18 protein-coding genes and 1 pseudogene are annotated in these 21,134 nt (G+C 58.8%); 12 read left to right on the forward strand and 7 right to left on the reverse strand.

What is annotated here, in order from left to right; all coding sequences use genetic code 11:
* Positions 1-109: 109 nt before the first annotated feature.
* The 7 genes from AB4O25_RS03120 (at position 110) to AB4O25_RS03150 (ending at position 7,708) form a co-directional block, all read left to right on the forward strand.
* Positions 110-1,156, forward strand: coding sequence for a Gfo/Idh/MocA family protein (locus AB4O25_RS03120; RefSeq protein WP_460150465.1), 1,047 nt, complete (start codon positions 110-112; stop codon positions 1,154-1,156).
* A 110-nt stretch (positions 1,157-1,266) separates the two neighbouring features.
* The gene (locus AB4O25_RS03125) at positions 1,267-1,443 is read left to right on the forward strand and encodes a hypothetical protein (RefSeq protein ID WP_175404205.1); all 177 of its coding nucleotides are present in this window, start codon (positions 1,267-1,269) and stop codon (positions 1,441-1,443) included.
* Positions 1,444-1,507: 64 nt separating this feature from the next.
* Positions 1,508-2,437: a sugar ABC transporter substrate-binding protein gene (locus AB4O25_RS03130; RefSeq protein ID WP_017530326.1), complete on the forward strand. Its 930-nt coding sequence runs from the start codon at positions 1,508-1,510 to the stop codon at positions 2,435-2,437.
* Between the two features lie 65 nt (positions 2,438-2,502).
* Complete coding sequence (locus AB4O25_RS03135) at positions 2,503-4,056, forward strand: sugar ABC transporter ATP-binding protein (protein ID WP_026067457.1); 1,554 nt, start codon at positions 2,503-2,505, stop codon at positions 4,054-4,056.
* 58 nt (positions 4,057-4,114) lie between these two features.
* Positions 4,115-5,137: an ABC transporter permease gene (locus tag AB4O25_RS03140; protein ID WP_026067458.1), complete on the forward strand. Its 1,023-nt coding sequence runs from the start codon at positions 4,115-4,117 to the stop codon at positions 5,135-5,137.
* A gap of 358 nt (positions 5,138-5,495) precedes the next feature.
* A complete protein-coding gene (locus tag AB4O25_RS03145; protein WP_003191666.1) occupies positions 5,496-5,900 on the forward strand; it encodes a TraR/DksA family transcriptional regulator in 405 nt (134 codons plus the stop codon).
* Positions 5,901-6,448: 548 nt separating this feature from the next.
* A complete protein-coding gene (locus AB4O25_RS03150) occupies positions 6,449-7,708 on the forward strand; it encodes a methyl-accepting chemotaxis protein (RefSeq protein ID WP_411736606.1) in 1,260 nt (419 codons plus the stop codon).
* On the opposite strand, the gene AB4O25_RS03155 is transcribed toward AB4O25_RS03150, so the two are convergent.
* The 3 genes from AB4O25_RS03155 to AB4O25_RS03165 all read right to left on the reverse strand — a co-directional run bounded on the left by AB4O25_RS03155 (position 7,674) and on the right by AB4O25_RS03165 (position 8,599).
* Positions 7,674-7,916, reverse strand: a complete 243-nt coding sequence (locus AB4O25_RS03155; protein ID WP_017530330.1) for a DUF2789 domain-containing protein — start codon at positions 7,914-7,916, stop codon at positions 7,674-7,676. The two genes, AB4O25_RS03150 and AB4O25_RS03155, sit on opposite strands and share 35 nt — an antisense overlap.
* Before the next feature lie 71 nt (positions 7,917-7,987).
* Positions 7,988-8,218 (reverse strand): hypothetical protein, encoded by a 231-nt coding sequence (locus AB4O25_RS03160; protein ID WP_026067459.1) that lies wholly within the window; start codon positions 8,216-8,218, stop codon positions 7,988-7,990.
* Between the two features lie 114 nt (positions 8,219-8,332).
* Complete coding sequence (locus tag AB4O25_RS03165; protein WP_026067460.1) at positions 8,333-8,599, reverse strand: hypothetical protein; 267 nt, start codon at positions 8,597-8,599, stop codon at positions 8,333-8,335.
* 413 nt (positions 8,600-9,012) lie between these two features.
* Between AB4O25_RS03165 and AB4O25_RS03170 the strand changes: the two genes are divergently transcribed.
* Complete coding sequence (locus AB4O25_RS03170; protein WP_050554011.1) at positions 9,013-9,462, forward strand: hypothetical protein; 450 nt, start codon at positions 9,013-9,015, stop codon at positions 9,460-9,462.
* A 133-nt stretch (positions 9,463-9,595) separates the two neighbouring features.
* Positions 9,596-10,612, forward strand: coding sequence for an ABC transporter substrate-binding protein (locus tag AB4O25_RS03175; protein WP_017530333.1), 1,017 nt, complete (start codon positions 9,596-9,598; stop codon positions 10,610-10,612).
* 81 nt (positions 10,613-10,693) lie between these two features.
* Here AB4O25_RS03175 and AB4O25_RS03180 read toward each other — a convergent pair whose 3' ends face one another.
* Positions 10,694-12,820 (reverse strand): TonB-dependent receptor, encoded by a 2,127-nt coding sequence (locus AB4O25_RS03180; RefSeq protein ID WP_460150466.1) that lies wholly within the window; start codon positions 12,818-12,820, stop codon positions 10,694-10,696.
* A gap of 95 nt (positions 12,821-12,915) precedes the next feature.
* A complete protein-coding gene (locus AB4O25_RS03185) occupies positions 12,916-13,305 on the reverse strand; it encodes a DUF2946 domain-containing protein (RefSeq protein WP_017530335.1) in 390 nt (129 codons plus the stop codon).
* Positions 13,306-13,397: 92 nt separating this feature from the next.
* On the opposite strand from AB4O25_RS03185, the gene AB4O25_RS03190 reads away from it, so the two are divergent.
* Positions 13,398-13,835 carry a DUF3995 domain-containing protein gene (locus AB4O25_RS03190; RefSeq protein ID WP_017530336.1) on the forward strand — a complete coding sequence of 146 codons (438 nt, stop codon included), beginning with the start codon at positions 13,398-13,400 and terminating at the stop codon, positions 13,833-13,835.
* A gap of 519 nt (positions 13,836-14,354) precedes the next feature.
* Here the strand turns inward: AB4O25_RS03190 and AB4O25_RS03195 are convergent.
* Both AB4O25_RS03195 and AB4O25_RS03200 read right to left on the reverse strand, forming a co-directional pair.
* Positions 14,355-14,846, reverse strand: coding sequence for a hypothetical protein (locus AB4O25_RS03195; protein WP_460150468.1), 492 nt, complete (start codon positions 14,844-14,846; stop codon positions 14,355-14,357).
* A 175-nt stretch (positions 14,847-15,021) separates the two neighbouring features.
* On the reverse strand, positions 15,022-19,698 hold the full coding sequence (locus tag AB4O25_RS03200; RefSeq protein WP_460150469.1) for an RHS repeat-associated core domain-containing protein: 4,677 nt from the start codon (positions 19,696-19,698) through the stop codon (positions 15,022-15,024).
* A 201-nt stretch (positions 19,699-19,899) separates the two neighbouring features.
* On the opposite strand from AB4O25_RS03200, the pseudogene lexA reads away from it, so the two are divergent.
* Positions 19,900-20,516, forward strand: a pseudogene (lexA, locus tag AB4O25_RS03205) (transcriptional repressor LexA).
* Positions 20,516-21,130, forward strand: coding sequence for a translesion DNA synthesis-associated protein ImuA (gene imuA, locus AB4O25_RS03210; protein WP_065878320.1), 615 nt, complete (start codon positions 20,516-20,518; stop codon positions 21,128-21,130). The pseudogene lexA and the gene imuA overlap by 1 nt, the downstream one beginning before the upstream one ends.
* Positions 21,131-21,134: the final 4 nt, after the last annotated feature.

A 21,134-nucleotide genomic window follows, 5' to 3' on the forward strand; every position in this document is an offset into this window, starting at 1 on the left:
CCTCCGATGGCGGTGGGTCAGATAAATTTTTTTTGACTGACACACTGTTATCGGGGGCAAGCCCCTCCCACATTTGACTCGGTTTCCACTTCTAAGAAGGAGTGAGTTCATGCGAATCGGACTAGTCGGCTACGGCCATGGAGGGCGCTTTTTTCATGCGCCGCTGATTGCAACACTGCCCGGCGCCACGTTTGTTGGCGTCGTCACCCGTTCCCCCGAGCGCCGCCAACAGTTGAATACCGACCACCCCGGCCTCCAAGCCTTCGACTGCATCGGCCAGATCGTCGAAGCCGGGGTCGACGCCCTCGTTATTTCTACCACTCTCAAAGGCCGCCCGGCGCTGGTGCTGGAAGCCATCGAACATGGCCTGACGGTGGTCAGCGACAAACCCTTCGCCGCCAACGCCGAACAGGCCCGTGCACTGATCATTGCCGCCGAGCGCCATGAAGTGTTGCTGAGCGTCTACCAGAACCGGCGTTGGGACTCGGATTACCTGACCCTGCGCAAGCTCATCGACGCCGGTGCCCTGGGCACCATTACCCGGTTTGAGTCGCGGGTGGAACGCTACAGCCCGCAAGCGGTGGGCAACGCCAGCGGCGGTGGCTGGCTGCGCGATTTGGGCAGCCACCTGGTGGACCAGGCGCTGCAATTGTTCGGCCCGGTGGACCGGGTGTTCGCGCAGTTGCACTACACGGCCGAACACCCCAGCGTCGACCACGGTTTTTTCGTGTCCCTGACCCACGCCAACGGGGTGATTTCCCACCTGTGGGGCAATGCCCTGCAAAACAGCCAGGCCCCGCGTTTTCGCGTCAGTGGCAGTGCGGGCTGTTACACCGTGGAGGGGCTCGACGGTCAGGAAGAAGCGCTGATGGCCGGCAAATCACCGAAAACCGAAGGCGAGCACTGGGGCGCTGAAGAGCATCGCCGTTGGGGCTGGTTCGAACACGGTGGGGAGCGCGAGCGGGTGCCGTCGGAGAAAGGTTGCTGGACGCAGTTCTATCGCCAGTTGCAAGCCGCTGTGCAAGGGCAGGGCGTGTTGCCCGTGAGCGCCTATGACGCCCTGGAAACCACCCGTATATTGGACGCCGCACGCCTGAGCGCCGAGCGCCAGCAGGTGGTTTCAACAAAAATAGAATTAAATTCTAAAAAAAGTTGATATGGAAATTATTTTCCAATAAAGTCTTTTCCAGGTTGCATAAAGTACGTCTGGGCCCGATCCCCGGCGACTCAACAAAAACAAGATCAAAAACAACCAGGTACCGTCAGATGAAAATCTTCAACGCTGTACTGCGAGTTTTACGCCCCGCCCAAACGCCCCGCGCTCTGCCCCGCGCCCGGCCGTTCTACTTCTCCTTCCTTAATGTGCTGTGCGTCGAAAACCACGGCGCGCTGGTCTGCTGCATTCCCGGCGCACCGGTCGTGCGACTGCCCGCCGAGCGCTGATAAACGCAACCTCTGATAAACGCAACGTCCACAAAACCAACAAGAAACTGGAGACAGACCGTTCATGAAGACCCCGATCCGTTTTACCGCGCTGGCCCTGTCCATGCTCCTGGCCAGCGGTGTTGCCTCGGCTGCCGACCTGAAGATAGGCGTGAGCATGTCCGCCTTCGATGACACGTTCCTAACCTACCTGCGCGAAGACATGGACAAGCAAGCCAAGTCCTATCCAAAAGGTGACGGCGTGCAGTTGCAGTTCGAAGACGCCCGCGCCGATGTGGTCAAGCAACTGAGCCAGGTCGAGAATTTTATCAGCCAGAAAGTCGACGCCATCATCGTCAACCCGGTGGACACCGCCTCTACGGCGAACATTATCAAGGCCGCTACCGCTGCAAAAATTCCGCTGGTGTTCGTCAACCGCCGTCCCGACAGCGCGACGCTCGCCCCAGGCGTCGCGGCGGTGGTGTCCGATGACATCGAGGCCGGCAAGTTGCAAATGCAATACATCGCCGAAAAACTCGGCGGCAAGGGCAACGTCGTGATTCTGTTGGGTGACCTGGCGAACAATTCCACCACCAACCGCACCAAGGGCGTGAAGGAGGTCCTGACCAAGTACCCAGGCATCAAGATCGAGCAGGAACAGACCGGCATCTGGTTGCGTGACAGGGGCATGACCTTGGTCAATGACTGGTTGACTCAAGGCCGCGATTTCGACGCGGTGCTGGCCAATAACGATGAAATGGCGATTGGCGCGTCCATGGCGCTGAAATCGGCAGGCAAGAAAGGCGTGCTGATCGCGGGTGTCGACGGCACGCCGGATGGCCTCAACGCGATCACCAAGGGCGACATGACGGTGTCGGCGTTCCAGGATGCCAAGGGCCAGGCGGACAAGTCGGTCGAAACGGCGCGCAAGATGGCCAAGAACGAACCCATCGAGCAGAACGTGATCATCCCGTTCCAACTGATCACGCCGGACAACGTCGCCAAGTTCAAGTAGCCCTGACATAACAACAACGAAACGGCAGGGCGGTCGTGCCCGCCTTGCCGATGGAGTACTTCTTTATGCTCGCTCAAGCCGCTGTCTCGCAGCCTCCCGGTATCCAGCCGTTGCCGCTGGAAGAACCCTACCTGCTGGAAATCGTCAATATCAGCAAAGGCTTTCCCGGCGTCGTGGCCCTGGCCGATGTGCAACTGCGCGTGCGCCCCGGCACCGTGCTGGCGCTGATGGGGGAGAACGGCGCGGGCAAGTCGACCTTGATGAAAATCATCGCCGGCATCTACCAGCCCGACGCCGGTGAAATCCGCCTGCGCGGCAAGCCGATCGTGTTTGAAACACCGCTGGCGGCGCAAAAGGCCGGGATCGCCATGATCCACCAGGAACTCAACCTGATGCCGCACATGAGCATCGCCGAGAATATCTGGATCGGCCGCGAGCAGCTCAACAGCCTGCACATGGTCAACCATCGCGAAATGCACCGCTGCACCGCCGAGTTGCTGGCGCGCCTGCGCATCAACCTCGACCCGGAAGAGCAGGTGGGCAACCTGAGCATCGCCGAGCGGCAGATGGTCGAGATTGCCAAGGCGGTGTCCTACGACTCCGACATCCTGATCATGGATGAGCCCACATCGGCGATTACCGAGAAGGAAGTCGCCCACCTCTTTTCGATCATTGCCGACCTCAAGTCCCAGGGCAAAGGGATCGTCTACATCACCCACAAAATGAACGAAGTGTTCGCCATCGCCGATGAAGTGGCGGTGTTCCGTGACGGCCAGTATATCGGCCTGCAACGCGCCGACAGCATGAACAGTGACAGCCTGATCTCGATGATGGTGGGCCGTGAACTGAGCCAGTTGTTCCCGGTGCGTGAGACTCCGATTGGCGACTTGCTGCTGTCGGTGCGCGACCTGCGCCTGGACGGAGTGTTCAAGGACGTGTCGTTCGACCTGCACGCCGGCGAGATCCTCGGCATCGCCGGGTTGATGGGCTCGGGCCGCACCAACGTGGCGGAGACCCTGTTCGGCATTACCCCAAGCGACGGTGGCCAGATCACCCTGGATGGCCAGGCGGTACGCATCAGCGACCCGCACATGGCTATTGAAAAAGGTTTTGCGCTGTTGACCGAAGACCGCAAGCTCAGTGGCCTGTTCCCCTGCCTGTCGGTGCTGGAAAACATGGAGATGGCGGTGCTGTCGCACTATTCAGGCAATGGCTTTATCCAGCAGAAAGCCCTGCGCGCGCTGTGCGAAGACATGTGCAAGAAGCTGCGGGTGAAAACCCCGTCCCTGGAACAGTGCATCGACACCCTGTCGGGCGGCAACCAACAGAAAGCCTTGCTCGCCCGTTGGCTGATGACCAACCCACGGTTGTTGATCCTGGATGAACCCACCCGGGGCATCGATGTGGGGGCCAAGGCCGAGATCTATCGCTTGATCTCGTTCCTCGCCAGCGAAGGCATGGCGGTGATCATGATTTCCTCGGAGCTGCCCGAAGTGCTGGGCATGAGCGATCGGGTGATGGTGATGCACGAAGGCGAACTGATGGGCACCCTGGACCGCGCGGATGCGACCCAGGAAAAAGTCATGCAGTTGGCCTCCGGTATGACCGCGGTCCACTGACGAGCAGCCGCGCGGGCCTGCGGTTGGCCCGCGCCACAGAATAAGAAGGTGATTGGCTATGAACGCAATAACAGACAACAAGCCTGCCACGGTACCGGTCAAGCACCGGCGGCGATTGCCTACCGAGCTGAGCATCTTCCTGGTGCTGATCGGCATCGGCCTGGTGTTTGAGATGTTCGGCTGGATTGTGCGGGACCAGAGCTTTTTGATGAATTCCCAGCGCCTGGTGCTGATGATTCTGCAAGTGTCGATCATCGGCCTGCTGGCCATTGGCGTGACCCAAGTGATCATTACCACGGGGATCGACTTGTCGTCCGGCTCGGTGCTGGCGCTGTCGGCGATGATTGCCGCGAGTTTGGCGCAGACTTCCGATTTTTCCCGGGCGGTATTCCCCAGCCTGACGGACTTGCCGGTCTGGATCCCGGTCGCCATGGGCCTGGGGGTGGGGTTGCTGGCCGGGGCGATCAACGGCAGTATCATCGCCGTCACCGGTATTCCTCCCTTTATTGCGACCCTGGGCATGATGGTCTCGGCCCGTGGCCTGGCGCGTTATTACACCGAAGGCCAGCCGGTGAGCATGCTCTCGGATTCATACACCGCCATCGGCCATGGCGCGATGCCGGTGATCATCTTCCTGGTGGTGGCGGTGATCTTCCATATCGCCCTGCGCTACACCAAGTACGGCAAGTACACCTACGCCATCGGCGGCAACATGCAGGCGGCGCGGACTTCGGGGATCAATGTCAAGCGCCACTTGATCATCGTCTACAGCATCGCCGGTCTTCTGGCAGGCCTGGCTGGCGTGGTGGCCTCGGCCCGCGCCGCCACCGGCCAGGCAGGCATGGGGATGTCTTATGAGCTGGATGCGATTGCGGCGGCAGTGATCGGCGGCACCAGCCTGGCGGGCGGGGTAGGGCGTATCACCGGCACGGTGATCGGCGCACTGATCCTGGGCGTGATGGCCAGTGGGTTTACCTTTGTCGGTGTGGACGCGTATATCCAGGACATCATCAAGGGCTTGATCATCGTGGTGGCCGTCGTCATCGACCAATACCGCAACAAGCGCAAGCTCAAGCGCTGATACGGCTTAAAGGGCAACACAACTCCATGTGGGAGGGGGCAAGCCCCTCCCACAATGGATCATCAACCGTCTGTTTCAACCGTTTGTCTTCTATATAGCTCCACAAGACTGAATTTCTTGCTATAAACGCACTCCGATAACCGTTCGCCAAGCCCGTCCTGGTGCCTTTTGGGGTTGTATCGGTAAAAATGCCTGTCTTTTCAGTTGCTGCGCCCTCAAGTCGGCCTTAGACTGCCGCCCCTCGTAAATTGAGTGCCGGGTGGCGCTTGGAATGGATGGCGCCCTTCCGAGGCCTGCAAAGGTCGACCGGAACGCTCCCTTATTCGCCTTAATGCACGTATTTTTTATAGAGAAATCAATGACAAAGGAAAAGTTGCTGGCCATGCCGGCGGATGACTACATGAATGCCGAACAGCACGCTTTTTTTGAGAAGTTGCTGCAAGACATGAAAGTGGAACACCACGAGCGCATTGAACAGAACCGTATCGCCATTGAAAGCCTGGATACCCCGGCTGACCCGGCCGACGCCGCTTCCGTGGAAGAAGAGCGCACCTGGCTGGTCAACGCCATCGACCGCGACCAGCGCATGCTGCCGCAGCTTGAGCGGGCACTGGAACGCATCAAGGAAGATTCCTTTGGCTGGTGCGATGACAGCGGCGAGCCTATCGGCCTCAAGCGCCTGCTGATCAGCCCTACCACCAAGTACTGCATCGAAGCCCAAGAGCGCCACGAGCAGATCGACAAGCACCAGCGCCAAGCCTGATGCGGTGAAACTGGGGGATTGTTCAAGCGGTCCCCCAGAGAAAGACCCGTTACTCCTCCCGTCTATTGATCTATTGCACGCTACCCCACTAAAGGCCCATGGATAATGGCCTGGTAGTGGCGTTTAATGCAGAGACAATAACGACAAGCAGCGGGGTAACGACGATGGCTGGAGACGGAACTCTGATGGGCGCAGCAGTGCCACCGCAACCGGTGGTGCGCGGTTTGCCCGGTTGGCTCACGCCGCTTATGCAGAGCACCGCCCTGGTGCTGGTATTGCTGGGCCTGGCATTTGCCAACCTGCCGCTTTACCTCTGCCTGCCTTTGGCCGTACTGGTGATCTGGCTACCGCGCCTTAAACATTCCAAGCCGGCCATGGCCCAATCCGCGGCCAACGATGCGATTGGCGACCTGACCCGCGACCTGTCCTACACCACCAGCCATAACGCACTGTCTGCTGCCGGCGTGGCCTATTCGGTCAAGCAGTTGGCCGCCCGCGTACAGTCCCAACTCAGTGCGGCCAAGCAGATTGTCAGCAGCGCCGAAGTGATGATCAGCACCGAGCAGGTCACCTCGCAATTGAGCCGCGACGCCCTGGGCGCCGCCAGCCAGGCCCATCAGCGCAGTACCGAAGGCCGTGAGGTGCTGGCCCAGTCGATCACCCGCATGCACCAGCTCAGCCAGCGCGCCAATGCCAGTCGCGAGCTGATCGAGGCCTTGAGCCAGCGCAGCGAAGAAATCCAGCGCGTGACCCTGGTGATTCAGTCCATCGCCAGCCAGACCAACCTGCTGGCGCTTAACGCCGCCATTGAGGCGGCGCGCGCCGGGGAGCACGGGCGGGGCTTCGCCGTGGTGGCCGACGAAGTTCGCGGGCTGGCCGGCCGCACGGCCACGGCCACCGATGAAGTCGGGGTGATGGTCGCGGATATCCAGCAGCGCACGGCCCAGGTGGTGGAGCAGATTCGCCAGTTGTCAGCGGACCTGAACACTGGCGTCGAGCAGGTGGAACGCGCCGGCGAACAGCTGCACAGCATCGCCAGCCTGGCGGCGGATGTGGAAGGGCAAGTCAATGAGATCGCCCTGGGCACCGATACCAACCGCACCCAACTCGACAGCCTGTTCCATGCCGTGGAGCAGATGCGCAGCGATCTGGACGTGAGCGACCAGCAAACCCGGCAACTGGCCGATGCCGCGGTGCAAATGGAAGGGCAGGCCGAAACCATCAGCGAGCGCCTGGCGGAAGTCGGGCTGGATGACTATCACCAGCGCGTCTACGACTTGGCGCGTGAGGGCGCCAGCCGCATAGCGGCACAAATGGAGGCCGATGTGCAGCAAAATCGCATCAGCCTGGACGATTTGTTCGACCGCACTTACACGCCCATTCCCAACACTCGTCCGAGCAAGTACCACACACGATTTGACGGCTACACCGATCAGGTCCTGCCGGCGATCCAGGAAGCGTTGTTGCCGCGTCATGAGGGGCTGGTGTTTGCCATCGCCTGCACACAGCAGGGCTATGTGCCCACGCACAATAATGCGTTTTCCCAGGCCTTGACCGGCGACGCCCAGGTCGATGCGGTACAGAACCGCACCAAGCGCAAGTTTGACGACCGTACCGGGATTCGCTGCGGCAGCCATCAACAAGCCGTGTTATTGCAGACCTACACCCGCGATACCGGCGAGTTGATGCACGACTTGTCGGTGCCGATCATGGTCAAGGGGCGGCATTGGGGCGGCTTGCGCCTGGGGTATAAGCCGCAAGCCGCGAAGAGCGTCAGGCCTGGGGAGGTTCGTGCAGCAGGGCGTTGAGGTCGTCCACGGCCGGCGCCCATTCTGCGTCGACATGCAACTGCTCCCTGAGGAAAGCGGCCTGTTGCTCGCTCCAGAACGGCGCATCGATCAGCTTTATATCGTCTGGCAGGCGGTGCTCTGCCGTGAATCGTTCGATGGCTTCCTGGCTTGAATCCAGGCCCAGTTGTTCGAACAAGGTTTGCAGCGTTGGGCTAGTCGTATCCATGGGTTTCTCCCTGCAGGCTGAGCATCGTTATGCATGGGAGAGCTGAGCCGCGCAGGAGTTCGATCGGATTGTCAGGAAGTCAATGCGCCTGAATCCACGGCCGTCTTGAGTGCCAGGGCGGATTCTTTTCCGGCGGCAGCGGCGGTGTCCAGGGTCTTGAACCAGCGGTCTTTTTCAACCTGATGCAGGGTGACGGCAGTCAGCGGCGGCTTGGCACGCATCACGATCACCGCTTGAAACTCACCGTCTACTTCCCTTGCGTCGCCATGGATGAAAAATTCGCCAATATCAAATTCCGTCACGTATCGCCTTCCCTTCGAGGTAATCAACTGCACTGATGAAACCTGACCCGCACGGGGCAAGTTTCAATCGACGGGCCAGTATGGCAGTTGTTGAGGGGCGACGGCGCAGTAAAGTCATCCAGGTGACGAAACGATTGCACCGTGCAGGCTGGTTTCCAACTGCTTGGCCAGTTCGCAGGCCTGGATGTGGTCACTGCGAAAGCCTTTGATTCTGCCGCTGGTCACTTCAAGGATATGAAAGAAGTTGCGCCCGGCGGGTACCACTTGGTAAAGAATTGAATTGGAGTACCCCTTGACGCTGTGCAAGCAGTAGTATTGCCGTTCTTCCTGACATGATGAACGAGTGCGGGAAGACGTAGCGTCGTAGTGACGTCGTTGCATGGTCAGCTCCTGTCGATCGATCTTGTTGATACACCAGCAGCGTTACGGGTGGTTTTGACCCCCGTAGCTGTTTTAGTATTGTCGTCGGCGGGTGGCACCTGGTTCCAGCGCTCGTGTTTTCAATTGTATGAGCTGTCGGAAACTGCGTTTTTAATAGGGTTATTCTCTGAAGCGGGTCGACCGGTATTCTCTGGCTATTGAACCTGTGATTTCCTGTGGCGCAGGATGACCTCGCGTGAGGCTTGTCGTGTACGCCTGTACCTGCCTCTGGCAGGGCAGCGGGATCTTCTTCAGTTTTTTTCAAAAAATGTGTGTAACCGTGCCGAAATGGCCGTTTTTTTGTGCTGCCCGCCTTTGGCGGACGGCGCTCTTTTCGATGTGGGGGCGTTTCCTTGGCAGTCAGTAATCTGGATATGCACGCGTTGTTCGTGCTGGGTGATTTGCGCGCAAAGTTGGTCAAGCAGTTTCAATCCCGTTTCGTCTACATCACTGAGCAGACGCCGGAAGGCATCTACATCGCTGAAATCGATACCGAAGCGGCGATGGTGGTGGATGACAAACCCCGCCTGGAACTCAAAGTAGGCGACCATTTCCGCGCAGCGGTATTACCCAGTCGCGAAGGTGGCAAGTTCGAACTCAAGTTTCGCGATATCAAATTGACGGTGTATGGCCTGGGCGACTACGCCTTTGTTTCTTCGGCCGAAGGCCAGGGCATCGTGTTCAAGGAAGGCCACAGTGTGATGCTGGTGTTTGCCGCCAACGAACAATTGCAGGAAGGCCTGACCAAAACCCTCAAGGCCGTGACCGGCAAGGCCGCCAAGTGGCGCAAGGGTGAATTGGTCACGTTCAAGGCCAGTGAATAATCCGCACATCCTGCGAACATCTCCTATCTCCCGGAACCTCTACTACAGTTGAGTTGACTTAACTACTCAGAGGCTTCGCGCATAAGCAGCAAAGCCGTCCGCTATCTGCTGCGATATCGCGAGGTGCAAGGGCATGAAAGGATTGAGAACGCTGTTGGCCGCGTCGCTGACGACCCTGAGCCTGTCCATGGCTTCGCTGCCGGTTTGTGCCGCACAGGCACCGGTGCACTTTGCCGACCTGAACTGGGAAAGCGGCAGCCTGATCACCGAAATACTGCGAGTGATTGTCGAGAAGGGTTATGACCTGCCCACCGACACCTTGCCCGGTACCACCATCACCCTGGAAACCGCCCTGGCCAAGAATGACATCCAGGTGATCGGCGAAGAGTGGGCCGGCCGCAGCCCGGTGTGGGTCAAGGCAGAGGCCGAAGGCAAGGTGGTGGGCCTGGGCGATACGGTCAAAGGCGCGACCGAAGGTTGGTGGGTGCCGGAGTACGTGGTCAAGGGCGACCCCGCCAAAGGGCTCAAGCCGCTGGCGCCGGAGCTTAAAAGCGTGAAGGACCTGGCGCGTTACAAGGACGTGTTCAAAGACCCGGAGTCCCCCGGTAAAGGGCGCTTTCTCAACAGCCCCATCGGCTGGACCTCGGAAGTGGTCAACAAACAGAAACTCAAGGCGTATGGCCTGGACGACAGCTACGTGAATTTCCGCAGCGGTTCCGGCGCGGCACTGGATGCCGAGATCGCCTCGTCGATACGCCGGGGCAAACCGGTCTTGTTCTACTACTGGTCGCCTACGCCTTTGATGGGGCGCTACAAACTGATCCAGCTGGAGGAACCACCGTTCGACGCCGAGGCCTGGAAAACCCTGACGGATGCGGATAATCCTGATCCAAAGCCGACGCGGTCGTTGGCATCCAGGTTGAGTATCGGCGTGTCCACGCCGTTCCAGAAAGAACACCCTCAGATCGCGGCATTCTTTGAAAAGGTCGAGTTTCCGATCGAACCATTGAATAAAGCCTTGGCGACCATGAGCGAGAATCACACGGCGCCACGCGAGGTGGCCCAGGTGTTTATGAAAGAACACCCTGAGGTGTGGAAGGCATGGTTGACCGAGGAGGTGGCGGGGAAGGTTGAAGCGAGTCTGAAATAACCCCCGTTCTTGCTTTCGGGTGGTGCTCAAAAATGCGGGAGCAAGCAAGCCTGCTCCCGCGTTCGGAGGGTATTGCCGGGCTTAGAACCGGGTGTGTACGGCCACCTCGAACGTTCTTGGCGATCCCAAATAGTAAGCCGGCGACGCATGGGCAAACTCGGCGTACACCGCGTTAGTCAGGTTGCGTACCCGACCGGTCACCGAGGTGTGCGAGTCCACCTTGTAGCGCAGGAAGCTGCCGAACAGGGTGTAGGCCGGTACGGTCAGCGTATTGGCGTTGTCGGCATACACTTGGGCCACATATCGCGTATCCACCCCGCCTTGCCAGTCATCGGCAAAATCATAAGTCAGCCACAGGTTGCCTACACGCTTGGGTACGTTGGTTGGCGTGTTGCCCTTGCGTGAGACCACAGCGCCGCTGGCGATCTTCTCGTTGAACTCATCGTATTCGGCGTCTACCCAGGCGAAGTTGCCCTCTGCCAGAAGCGCTGGAGTGATACGCAGCGAACTGGCCACCTCGATACCCTTGGACGACTGCGCGCCGACCGGGATGCTGTTGGTCGGGTCTAGCGGATCGGTCACGGCAAAGTCCTTGCGCTCGATCCGATAGGCCGCGACGGTGGCGGAGCCACGACCGTCCAGGTAGTCGAACTTGCTGCCCACTTCCCACTGTTTGCCGGTCGATACATCAAATACTTGTGTGGTGGTAGTGGGCTGCTCGGCGGCGGTGCTGTATTGCACGTACACGTTGGCGGATGGCATGAACTGGTACGTCAGGCCGGCGCGGCCGGTCACGGGTTCCCAACTGCGCTTGAAGTGGCGGGGGTTGCTCGCCGTGACCACGCGGTGGTTGGTGACATCCAGGTCGATAGCGTCGTAACGCAGGCCAGTGAGCAGGGACAGTTTGTCGCTAAGCCCCAGCCGGTTTTCCACAAACAGCGCTTGGGTGGTCACCGCGTTGGTCTTGTCCCTTACGAATCCCGGCCGGGTGCCCGGTATGTCATAAAAATTGCCAGGGTTGTAGTGGTTTGGGTCCACCGTGCTTTTGCCGGATACATTCAATGGGCTGTTGGTGGTGCTGTTGACCTTGTACTCAAAACCGCCGGACCAGGTGGTCGCCAGCCCCAGCAAGCTGGCGTCATGGCGCAGTTCGAACTGGTTGCCGTTCTGTTCACCTTGATGGCGCACCTGGTAGGCAGTCGAGCGGTTCACCGCACGGTTATCGGCGGTGTACTGGTAGGTTTCCAGGTTGCGATAATCGCGCTGGCTGTCGAGATGGTAGAGGGTGTTTTTCAGCGCGGTGCTGTCGTTGATCCGGTAGTCGATGATCGAGCGCGCCCACAGTGTTCGCTGCTCGTAGCGACCATCGGCGACGTTGTAGTTGTTGAACCGGTTGTGCGTGTCGATCTTCAATTCGCCGGCCTTGGGGTTGAGCACCGGCGTGCCCCAGTAAGGACTGTCTTCATGCTCATCCTGATACTCCAAGGCCAGCGTGTGGGACAGGCTGGGTGTGAGGTCGCTGAGTAAGGAAAACGCCAGGCTCCAGGCGTCGCGCTGGTCACGGTCGATATAACTGTGGTTGGTGTTGCGGCTCACATCCAGGCGCGCGTAATGCTGCACCTCGGCGCTCGGCTCGGTGAGCGCATGGTTGACGCCGAAGGCCATGCCGGCGGTGTCGTAGCTGCCATAGGTCAGTTGGCCCTCGGCGGCCTGTTCCTCGCGGGTGGCCAGCTTGGTCACATAGTTGAGCGAGCCACCGACGGCGCCGGCGCCGTTGATCAGGGAGGAGGGGCCGCCCACCAGTTCCACCCGATCATAGATCCAGGCATCCACCGGCCGTGCCAGGCCGGTGGCGACGTTGATGCCGTTGAACATCTGGGTGATCTGGCTGCTGGTAAACCCGCGATAGGACACAAAACCGCCAAACCCCGGCGGCGCGCTGGCGTTGACGCCGGGCAGGGTGTTGGCCGCATCGCGGAAGGTCTTGGCGCCATGGCGTTCGATATCATTGCGGTTGGCGATGGCTACCGACGCCGGGGTCTCCCGCACGCTTAGCCCCAACCGCGACGCCACGCCGCTGGGTTGGTCCAGGGCCAGGCCGGGCTCGGGCGTTGGTTGGCCATCGATGGTGGTCGGGGCCAGTTCGAGCGCCCAGGCGCAGACAGGCAGGCAGCCGAACAGGCCTGCCAACAGGGGTAAATGCTTCATGGTTGAATCCTGAAAAACGTGGCTTGAAAACAACGCACAGCCGTACGTACTTCCTTACGGAAACGCAGGTCAGTGCAGATCAAAAAGCGCAGGTATCAGGCGAAAGCGGGCGGCGCGCGCGGGTTAGCCGTGGGCCAGGTGAAGCGGGCAGGGATGTCAGCAGCCAGAACGATGGCCGGTGGTGGGGCGTGAGGTTGCGGCAACACCGCCACATTCAGGCTGGAACTGAGCGCGGGCCCCATGCCGCCGGTGGAACACAGCGGGCAACCGAACGCCTTGGACAGCGTGGGCAGGTTCTCACCGGTGGAGTGGGTCGGCTTGGGGGCCTGGGTGCGCGGGTCTACGGTACAGAACTGACCGCCAATCCCATTGAGTTGCATCCCCACCATCTGCCCGTGACCGATACTGCAGGCGAACACATTGAACAGGACGCAGCAATACAGCATCCAGGCAATGAGCGAGCGATCGGCACGGGCGATTTTCATGGGGCGGCACTTTACCATCAGCCGCCGACGAAATGCCTGCAAAAATCTCAGGGCGACTATGCTTTTTCGCACTTTTCCAGGGAGAGCCAGTCATGAGCTTCGTCGTCGCACGGTGGATTGTCGGCATTTTTACCTGCATCAGCATGGTCCACTTGTATTGGGCCGCCGGCGGCAAACTCGGCAGCCTCGCCGCCATCCCCCAACTTCCCGGTGAATTCGCCAGCGGGCCACGCCCGGCGTTCAAACCTTCGGCACTGGGCACCTTTTTGGTGGCGATGGGGTTGGTGGCGATTGCACTGTTGGTGTGCCTGCGTGCCGGGTTGTACTTTTCGCCGGTGTCCCATCGGGCGTTGCAGTGGGGGATAAGCGCGATTGCCGTAGTGATGTTTGCCAGGGCAATTGGGGATTCGGAGTTGGTGGGTTTTTTCAAGAAGGTCAGTGGGTCGCGGTTTGCGCGGCTGGATACGTGGTTTTATTCGCCGTTGTGCCTGGTGTTGGGGGCAGGGTTATTGGTGGTGGCGTGGAGTTGAGGGCCTAATCGCTTATCAGGCTTGGGAATTGGACATGAAACCGGGAGTTTTCTTGGCTTTTCCTGGTTTCAGGTACTCGTTGAAATCATGCTCCAACGACTCGTTTGTTGGTGTGTTTTGGTATCGGAGATGTAACTCGCAGGCGTAAATATATAGCAGCCAGGGGTAGGAATCGTTGATCCTGTCATCAGGACCCTAATCAAAGTCGATGTACGTTTCACGGTTTGCGAAAAAATAACGTCTTCTTCGTTATGTATTTCGCATATTTCGTTGCCGATCACGTTAACCCCTTTGAAGGCAATAGGCGCTGTGAAAGATATTCAATGAAGGTTCGTTTTGGTGGTTGGTAAAAGCGATCAGTAATTCGTCATGCTTGCAAGTTACTTGTTTAATGATTTCCCCTGAGATGTCGAGTACTTCAGCCCCTCATGGTCTGTTTTGTTCAATGGCTGGTTAGGTTTACAAAATTTCACGTTGGGAAATGTCGTTCTATATCATCCATATCCCTCAGCGTTATATTCAATTACTTGTGTGGTTGTGTTTTTTTGTACCGTTTATGTAGTGGTGAACATCTTCAATGCTTAATTTTTTGAAGCGGGCTTTTATTTTTTTTAAAATGATCTCGTTTTCGTGATGGGATTGATAGATGAACTGAGCTGCTGCGTGGGTTTCTGAATCGTAAAATCTACATAACAGCATATTTGGTTGGGACTCCAGGAAGATGCTGATGTTTTCGGCTGTGATACGTTTTTCAAATAGAGTCATTCTGCGCCAGAGGTCTTCTATTTCAGTTTCGGTTTCTTGAATTAACAGAACGACCTCATGTGAGCCCCCTAAGGCCAGATTTTGTATTTTTCGAGGATTGCTTGGGCAGTTTTTAATAGTGGAATAAATATTGCTTTTTTCATTTTTTTTACATAAATCTCCGATGTTAAGTGTGTCCGCCGTATTTTTTTGAATAGGTATTCTTCTGTTTTTGAGTTGAAGTCGATATTTGTTGTTGCGGACCACTCTCTTTTAATAGGCCATTTGTTTAATAAGGAGGCCATTACGTCACACCAAGACTCCCAGACATTATTGAAGTCGTGGTCTAATAATGTCGTGGTGGTGAACCTGGCATCATTCGTTGGATTTATGCTTTCCCATGGCCTTACTCCAGATTCATTTATATATATAGTTTTCATTTTTATCTCTTAAAGTACGTGTGTGAGTCATGACCAATTTTTAAGGGGGTTTTGATTTCATGTACTGTGTTTTTGGTGTTGAAATGTGGTCCGTGATTACCTGCTATGTGGCCTAGAGAATGCTCGTGGATTCTAGTGAGGTGGTGTTTTTTCAAGCTGAAAACGTACACGCGGCCCATGATATGACGATCTTGGTCACGGATGGTCTCCCGATAGATCATGATTGGTTGAGTGTTTTGCGGTATGCCTCCAATCTCTTTTGCCCTTCTAAAAGCTCCATTTCTTGATAACTTGGTATCTGACCCTTTAGGGGGGTCTACATCTCCCGCATTAAACTTAACGTTTCCCACCGGATCTTCGGTGCGACGTTTCGGTTTACATCCATCGGCACCCGGACACCTGCTCAACCCAAGCGGATCCACCCATGCAGTAGGATTGGGCGCGTACTGGTAAGCGTTGATCCCACCCGCCAATTTCACCGGATCTGGCGTCAGGTAGCGACCGATATCCGGATTGTAGTAGCGATGGCGGTTATAGTGCAGCCCGCTTTCCGGATCGAAGTATTGGCCCTGGAAGCGCAGCGGGTTGTCGATTTTTCCGATGTCGAGTCGGCTGATTTGGCCGTAGGCGCGGTAGTGGGCGGACCAGACGATTTCGCCATCAGGAGCTGTGAGTTCCTGCGGCGTGCCGAGGTGGTCGAGTTGGTAATGGTAGGGCTTGGTGTCTTGTGGGCCGAAGCCTTCCAGCAGGGCGAGCGGCCTAAAACTATCGGGTTCGTAGAGGTAGCTGCGATGCCGATCCGCATGGTGCTCGGCGATCAGCTTTTCGCCTTGCCAGAAAAACTCGGTCGTTATGCCATCAACGGTTTTGCTGATGCGCCGCCCAAACGGGTCGTAGCGGTAGCTGGCGGTTTGGCCATTGGGCTGGGTGATGCCTATCAGGCGATGCTGGCAGTCGTAGCGGTATTCAGTGACTAACGCATGCCCACGTCCACGCCGTTCACGGATCAGGTTGCCGAAGGCGTCGTAGTCGTAGTGCCGGTCGCCCTGAATCATCAACCGATTGCCCCCCACAATGTCCGGGCCGGGGCGGTCGTGCATCAGTAGATTGCCCGCTGGGGTGTGGCCGAAGCGTTCGTGCAGGTCTTGCGAATGGTCGGCGCGGGTGAGGCGGGCTAGTGGGTCGTAGCGGTAGCGGTGTTCGCCCTTGCGGGTGTCGTTCAGGCGGGTGAGGTTGCCTGATTTGTCGTAATCGTAGTGGCGTTGGTAGAGGTGGTTTTCCTGTTGGGTGATGGTGTGGGCGTGCAGGCGGTGTTGGTCGTCGTAGTGGTAGTGGCTGAGGAGTTGGCCTTGTTGGCGTTGGTGTTCTTGGCCGGATTTGAAGAGGTGAGAAGTCAGTAGTGCACCGTTGAGTTCGACGGTAGCGAGGTCGCCGCCTCTACCGTGACTAAAAACCAGTCGGTTGTTGTCCGGCAGGCGCAGGTGTTGCAGCTGGCCGCACGCGTCATAGCCATAGCGCAAGGTGCCCCAACCCTGATGTTCACCGGTGAGGCGATTTTGGGCGTCGTACTCGTACGCCAGCGCCCAGTGGCCGTCGTCGACGCTGAGGAGGTTGCCTTGGCGGTCGTAGGCGTAATCGACCATGTTGCCGTCGGGTAGGGTTTTTCGTACGAGGCGGCCTGCGTGGTCGCGTTCGTAACAAGTCACTAACTGACTGCCATTGTCGCCGTGTTCGGTTTTTTCCTGGAGGTTGCCGTTGAGGTCGTAGATATAGGCGGTGCGTTGACCGTCAAAGCCGATTTCCTGCTGGATCAGGCCGTTGGGGTGGTAGTTGAGCCGGTAGGTTTCGCCGACTTCGTTTTCGATTTCGGTGAGCAGCAGTCGGGCGTTGTCGTAGCGGTAGTTGACCTGGCTGCCATCGGCGTTGAGGCGGCGGCTGATCAGGTGTAGGCCGTCGGCGTATTCGTAGCGGGTGACGTGGCCGAGTTCGTCGCGTTCGGCGGTGATTTTTCCGTAGGGGTTGTAGCTGTATTCTCGCGTGGCACCGCCTGGCAACACGATGCGAATCAACCGGCCGACGCTGTCCCATTGGTATTGAGTCAGCGCGCCTTGTTCATCCTCGCGGGCAATCTGGCGGCCCAGATCGTCGTAGCGATAACGCTTGGTGTCGCCATTGGGCCGTTGCTCTTCAATGAGCTGACCGCGTTCGTTCCACACCAGGCGATGACAACTGTGATCGGGATACCAAACCCCCGTCAGTTGCCCGTACTTGTTGTAGCTGTAGTCCGTCACCTCACCATCGGGATCGGTCCTACGCGTCACGTCGCCCTGGTCGTTACGCTCGTACTTCCAGACCGCTTCACCACGTCTTACCACCCGTACGAAGCCATTGTCATGCTCGTAGGACGTCGGTTCATCATCTCCCGGAAACACCGCCACCAAGCGTCCGGCATCGTCGTACTGATACGCCGTCACCGCCCCGAGCGGATCCTGCTCGACCGTCAGTCGACCCTTGTCATCGTAGGATTTGAAGTGCTGAGCGCCGTCCGGGTCGATACGCTGCACCAACCGCGCCCGGTCATCGTGGACATACTCTTCCTGACTGCCATCGGCGTTCTGCACGACCACGCGGCCGTTGTCCTCCCAGACATACCGCGTATCCATCTGCGAAAAACTGGCCCAGTGCCGGACACAGCGGGCCGCCTTGCCGGAGCGTTCCCATTCCCAGAAGAAACTCGCCCCACCGGCCAAGCCCCGCTCCAGAATGACGTGCTGCTCGTCGTACCGATAAACCTCGCTTTCGCCGACGGCGTTGGTCGCGCAAACCAGTCGGCCCACGTCGTCATAGGCGTAGGAAACAACGTTCTGTTCCGTCACCCATTCGTAAGGCTCATACCCCTTGGCCCGCTGAACCTGGTAATCCACCGCCACCATGCGGCCCAGTTCATAACGCAAAAACAGCGAGCGCCCGACGCCGTTATCCAACCGTGCAATACGCCCCAACACATCCCGCGCAATCCGCAGGCGGTTGTCATACGCATCGCTGATCGAGACCAGCACCCCGTCGCGAAAGTGATAAAACCGTGAGGCCTGGGCCAGCACTAACTCATCCGGCGAAGCCCCCAAATAGATCGCCGCTTCGGCCAGGCTGTTGGTGATCGCCGGTCGCGCCTCGGTAGGCAGCGGAAACTCAGTCGACCGGTTTTCATGGTCGGTCCACACCACCGAATCGCCCGAAACAGAAAGCCGCTGCGCCAGCGAATGACTCCAGCCAAACCCCAGCCCAACATCCACTTCCACCGCGCTGGTGCGGTACAACCGTGTCCACTCAAACGGCAAAATCCCATCCAACGTGCCGTCGGTGAGCGTGAGCAATTCCTCCCCAGTGACCATCGACACCGGGCAGCCATTGGTCGCTGTTTTGTCCGCCGAAGTCGCCGCGTCACCCTTGGGATTCGTAGCCACGACCGGCACATCATCGACATGCTCCTGCCGAACCAATACCGTCCGCTGGGACTTGTTACGAACCAACGGAACAGGGTTCGAAACCACCTGATCCCCAGCCTTCAACGGCGCAACCGGAATCGTCTTGATCGGCGTTGGCGCGCTGCCCAGCAGCAATGGCCTGGCCACTGCGACATGCGGTTCCAACCCTGGCCTCACAAGGTGCCTGGCCAGCAGCTCCAACAACCCCCGCACCCGTGCGGACTTGATGGCCCCCAGCGCCTGAGCACCCAGGCGCAGCGTCACGCCCGTGCCTGCCGTCGCCCACATCAGCAGTAGATTGATCAAGACCTCGCCGGTGATCTCGCCGAGCAATTCGAACATCTGCGGCGGCGGCAGCAGGCGTATCCAGCTGACCATCGCCGAGATAAAAATGAACAACAGCGGCTCATCACTCAGCACCAGCAACGCGTGGGCAATGGCGTCGCTGCCGAGCGTCAGCAGTTCATCGAGGTCGGCCTGAGAGATGTACGCCAACAACTTTTCGCTGTTGGCCTGTAGATCCGATAACAGCTCATACACCTGCGTGATGTTGTCCCACAGGTTGTAGAGCGCCTGAGCCAAACCGCTGGAAAACGCCGCGCCTTGCATTGCGCTGCGTTGCAAAGACGGGGCGTCGGCAAACTCGTCCCACTGGGGCTTGAAGGTCTTCGCCCACTCATCGCGCAGGCCCGTTTCCAGCCCGGCGATCACCGATTGATAGGAGGCATACAGCGCCTTGACGTGATCCGTGGAAACGTCGGGATAAAACGTAATTTGGTATTGTTGGTCGCGGGTACATTCCTGGATTTCAAGCGTGCCGCCGGGGCCGATGGTTCGATGGATGGGCGGTCCCGTCGGGCTGCCATCCCGGGCGATGGCCTGCAGCATTACCGGCGTGTTGCCGATAGGCACGAAGCGCGTGCTTTCAAACAGATGCACCAGGGTCATCGACCCCTGAGCATCACACGTGGCGACCACTGTGCTGGGTTTTCTGGAAGAGACCGGCGCGATCAACGCAACCTCTTCGCCGACTTTGAAAACCTGCTCCACCTCAAGCGCCGAGCCACTCCAGACGCTTTCGGCCCAGTCGTCAAAGGTGTTGAGACATGCCCGCAAATCACGCAAGACGCCTTCAACGTCCGGCGCCTTGGCATCCATGGGGGCCAGGACCAGGCTGGCAATGACCGGAATCAAGACACGGCCCCATCAACCAGGCCCATCACCAAACAAACCATCTGCACTCCCTCGCGCTGTACATTCAGGCGAAGGACTTTGCAGAGGTTTTCAGAGCAGGGGAGTAGAGCTTATCCGGCGCTTATGTGGGACGTTTCAACAACTCACGTTCCCTGCTACGCGACTACCGGCTATTGTAAGAAAACTCCTACAGGAGTACAAATGTACTCCATGACGAACCTGACCCCTCGCCGTACCGCCATCCTGACCTTTATCCGCGACCGTATCGCGCAGCAAGGCCAGCCCCCAGCCTCGCCGAGATTGCCGAAGCGTTCGGCTTTGCCTCGCGCAGCGTCGCGCGTAAACACGTGGTGGCGCTGACCGAAGCCGGTTTTATCGAGGTCAACCCCAATCAGGCCCGTGGTATTCGCCTGCTCAATCAACCCGCCCGTCCCGAATGGCTGGATGTGCCGGTACTCGGGCGTGTCGCCGCTGGCCGGCCGATTGGCGCCGATGCCGACGTACACAGCCGCCTGCAACTGGACCCCGCTACCTTCGCGAAAACGCCGGATTACCTGCTGCGGGTACAGGGCGATTCGATGATCGAAGACGGCATTCTCGACGGCGACCTGGTGGGTGTACGCCGCAGTGCCGAGGCCCTGACCGGGCAGATCGTGGTGGCGCGCCTGGACGGTGAAGTCACCATCAAGCGTTTCGAACGCAATGGCGACAGCGTGCGTCTGTTGCCGCGCAACCCCGCGTATCAACCCATTGTGGTGGGGCCTGACCAGGACTTGGCCATTGAAGGGGTGTTCTGCGGCCTGGTGAGGCAAGGTTGATGGGCGCCGTGGTTGCACTGGATACGCTGTTCAATGGCGGCCGCGTCTGGAAAGGCCGGCCCGCCGCGCCGCCGGCCAGTGTGCATCCTACCGGGCTTACGGCGCTGGATGCGGTGCTGCCAAGCGGCGGCTGGCCTGAGTCGGCCCTGAGTGAAATCCTGCTGGCCAATGAAGGTATCGGCGAATTGCAACTGGTGCTGCCGACCCTGGCGCGCTTATCCACGGCGGGAGAACGCATTGTGCTGGTGGCCCCGCCGTATACGCCGTACCCCCACGCCTGGCAGAACGCCGGGGTCGATTTACGCCAACTCTCGGTGGTGCAGGCCGAGGAGCGCGACGCGTTGTGGGCGGTGGAGCAATGCCTGCGCTCCGGCAGTTGCGGCGCGGTGTTGTGTTGGCCGCGCAAGGCCGATGATCGCGCGTTGCGGCGTTTGCAGGTGGCGGCGGAAACCGGGCAGACCCTGGCGTTTGCCTGGCGATCCATCAGCGAGGCAGTCAACTCATCTCCCGCCGCCCTGCGCCTGACCGTCGAAGCCAGGCCTGCCCAAGTGCGGGTGCTCAAATGCCGTGGCGGCCTGGCTCATCCGGCGCCGATTGCGCTGAGCGGGCATTGAGGTT

This window comes from Pseudomonas sp. S3_A03 (genome assembly GCF_054668275.1).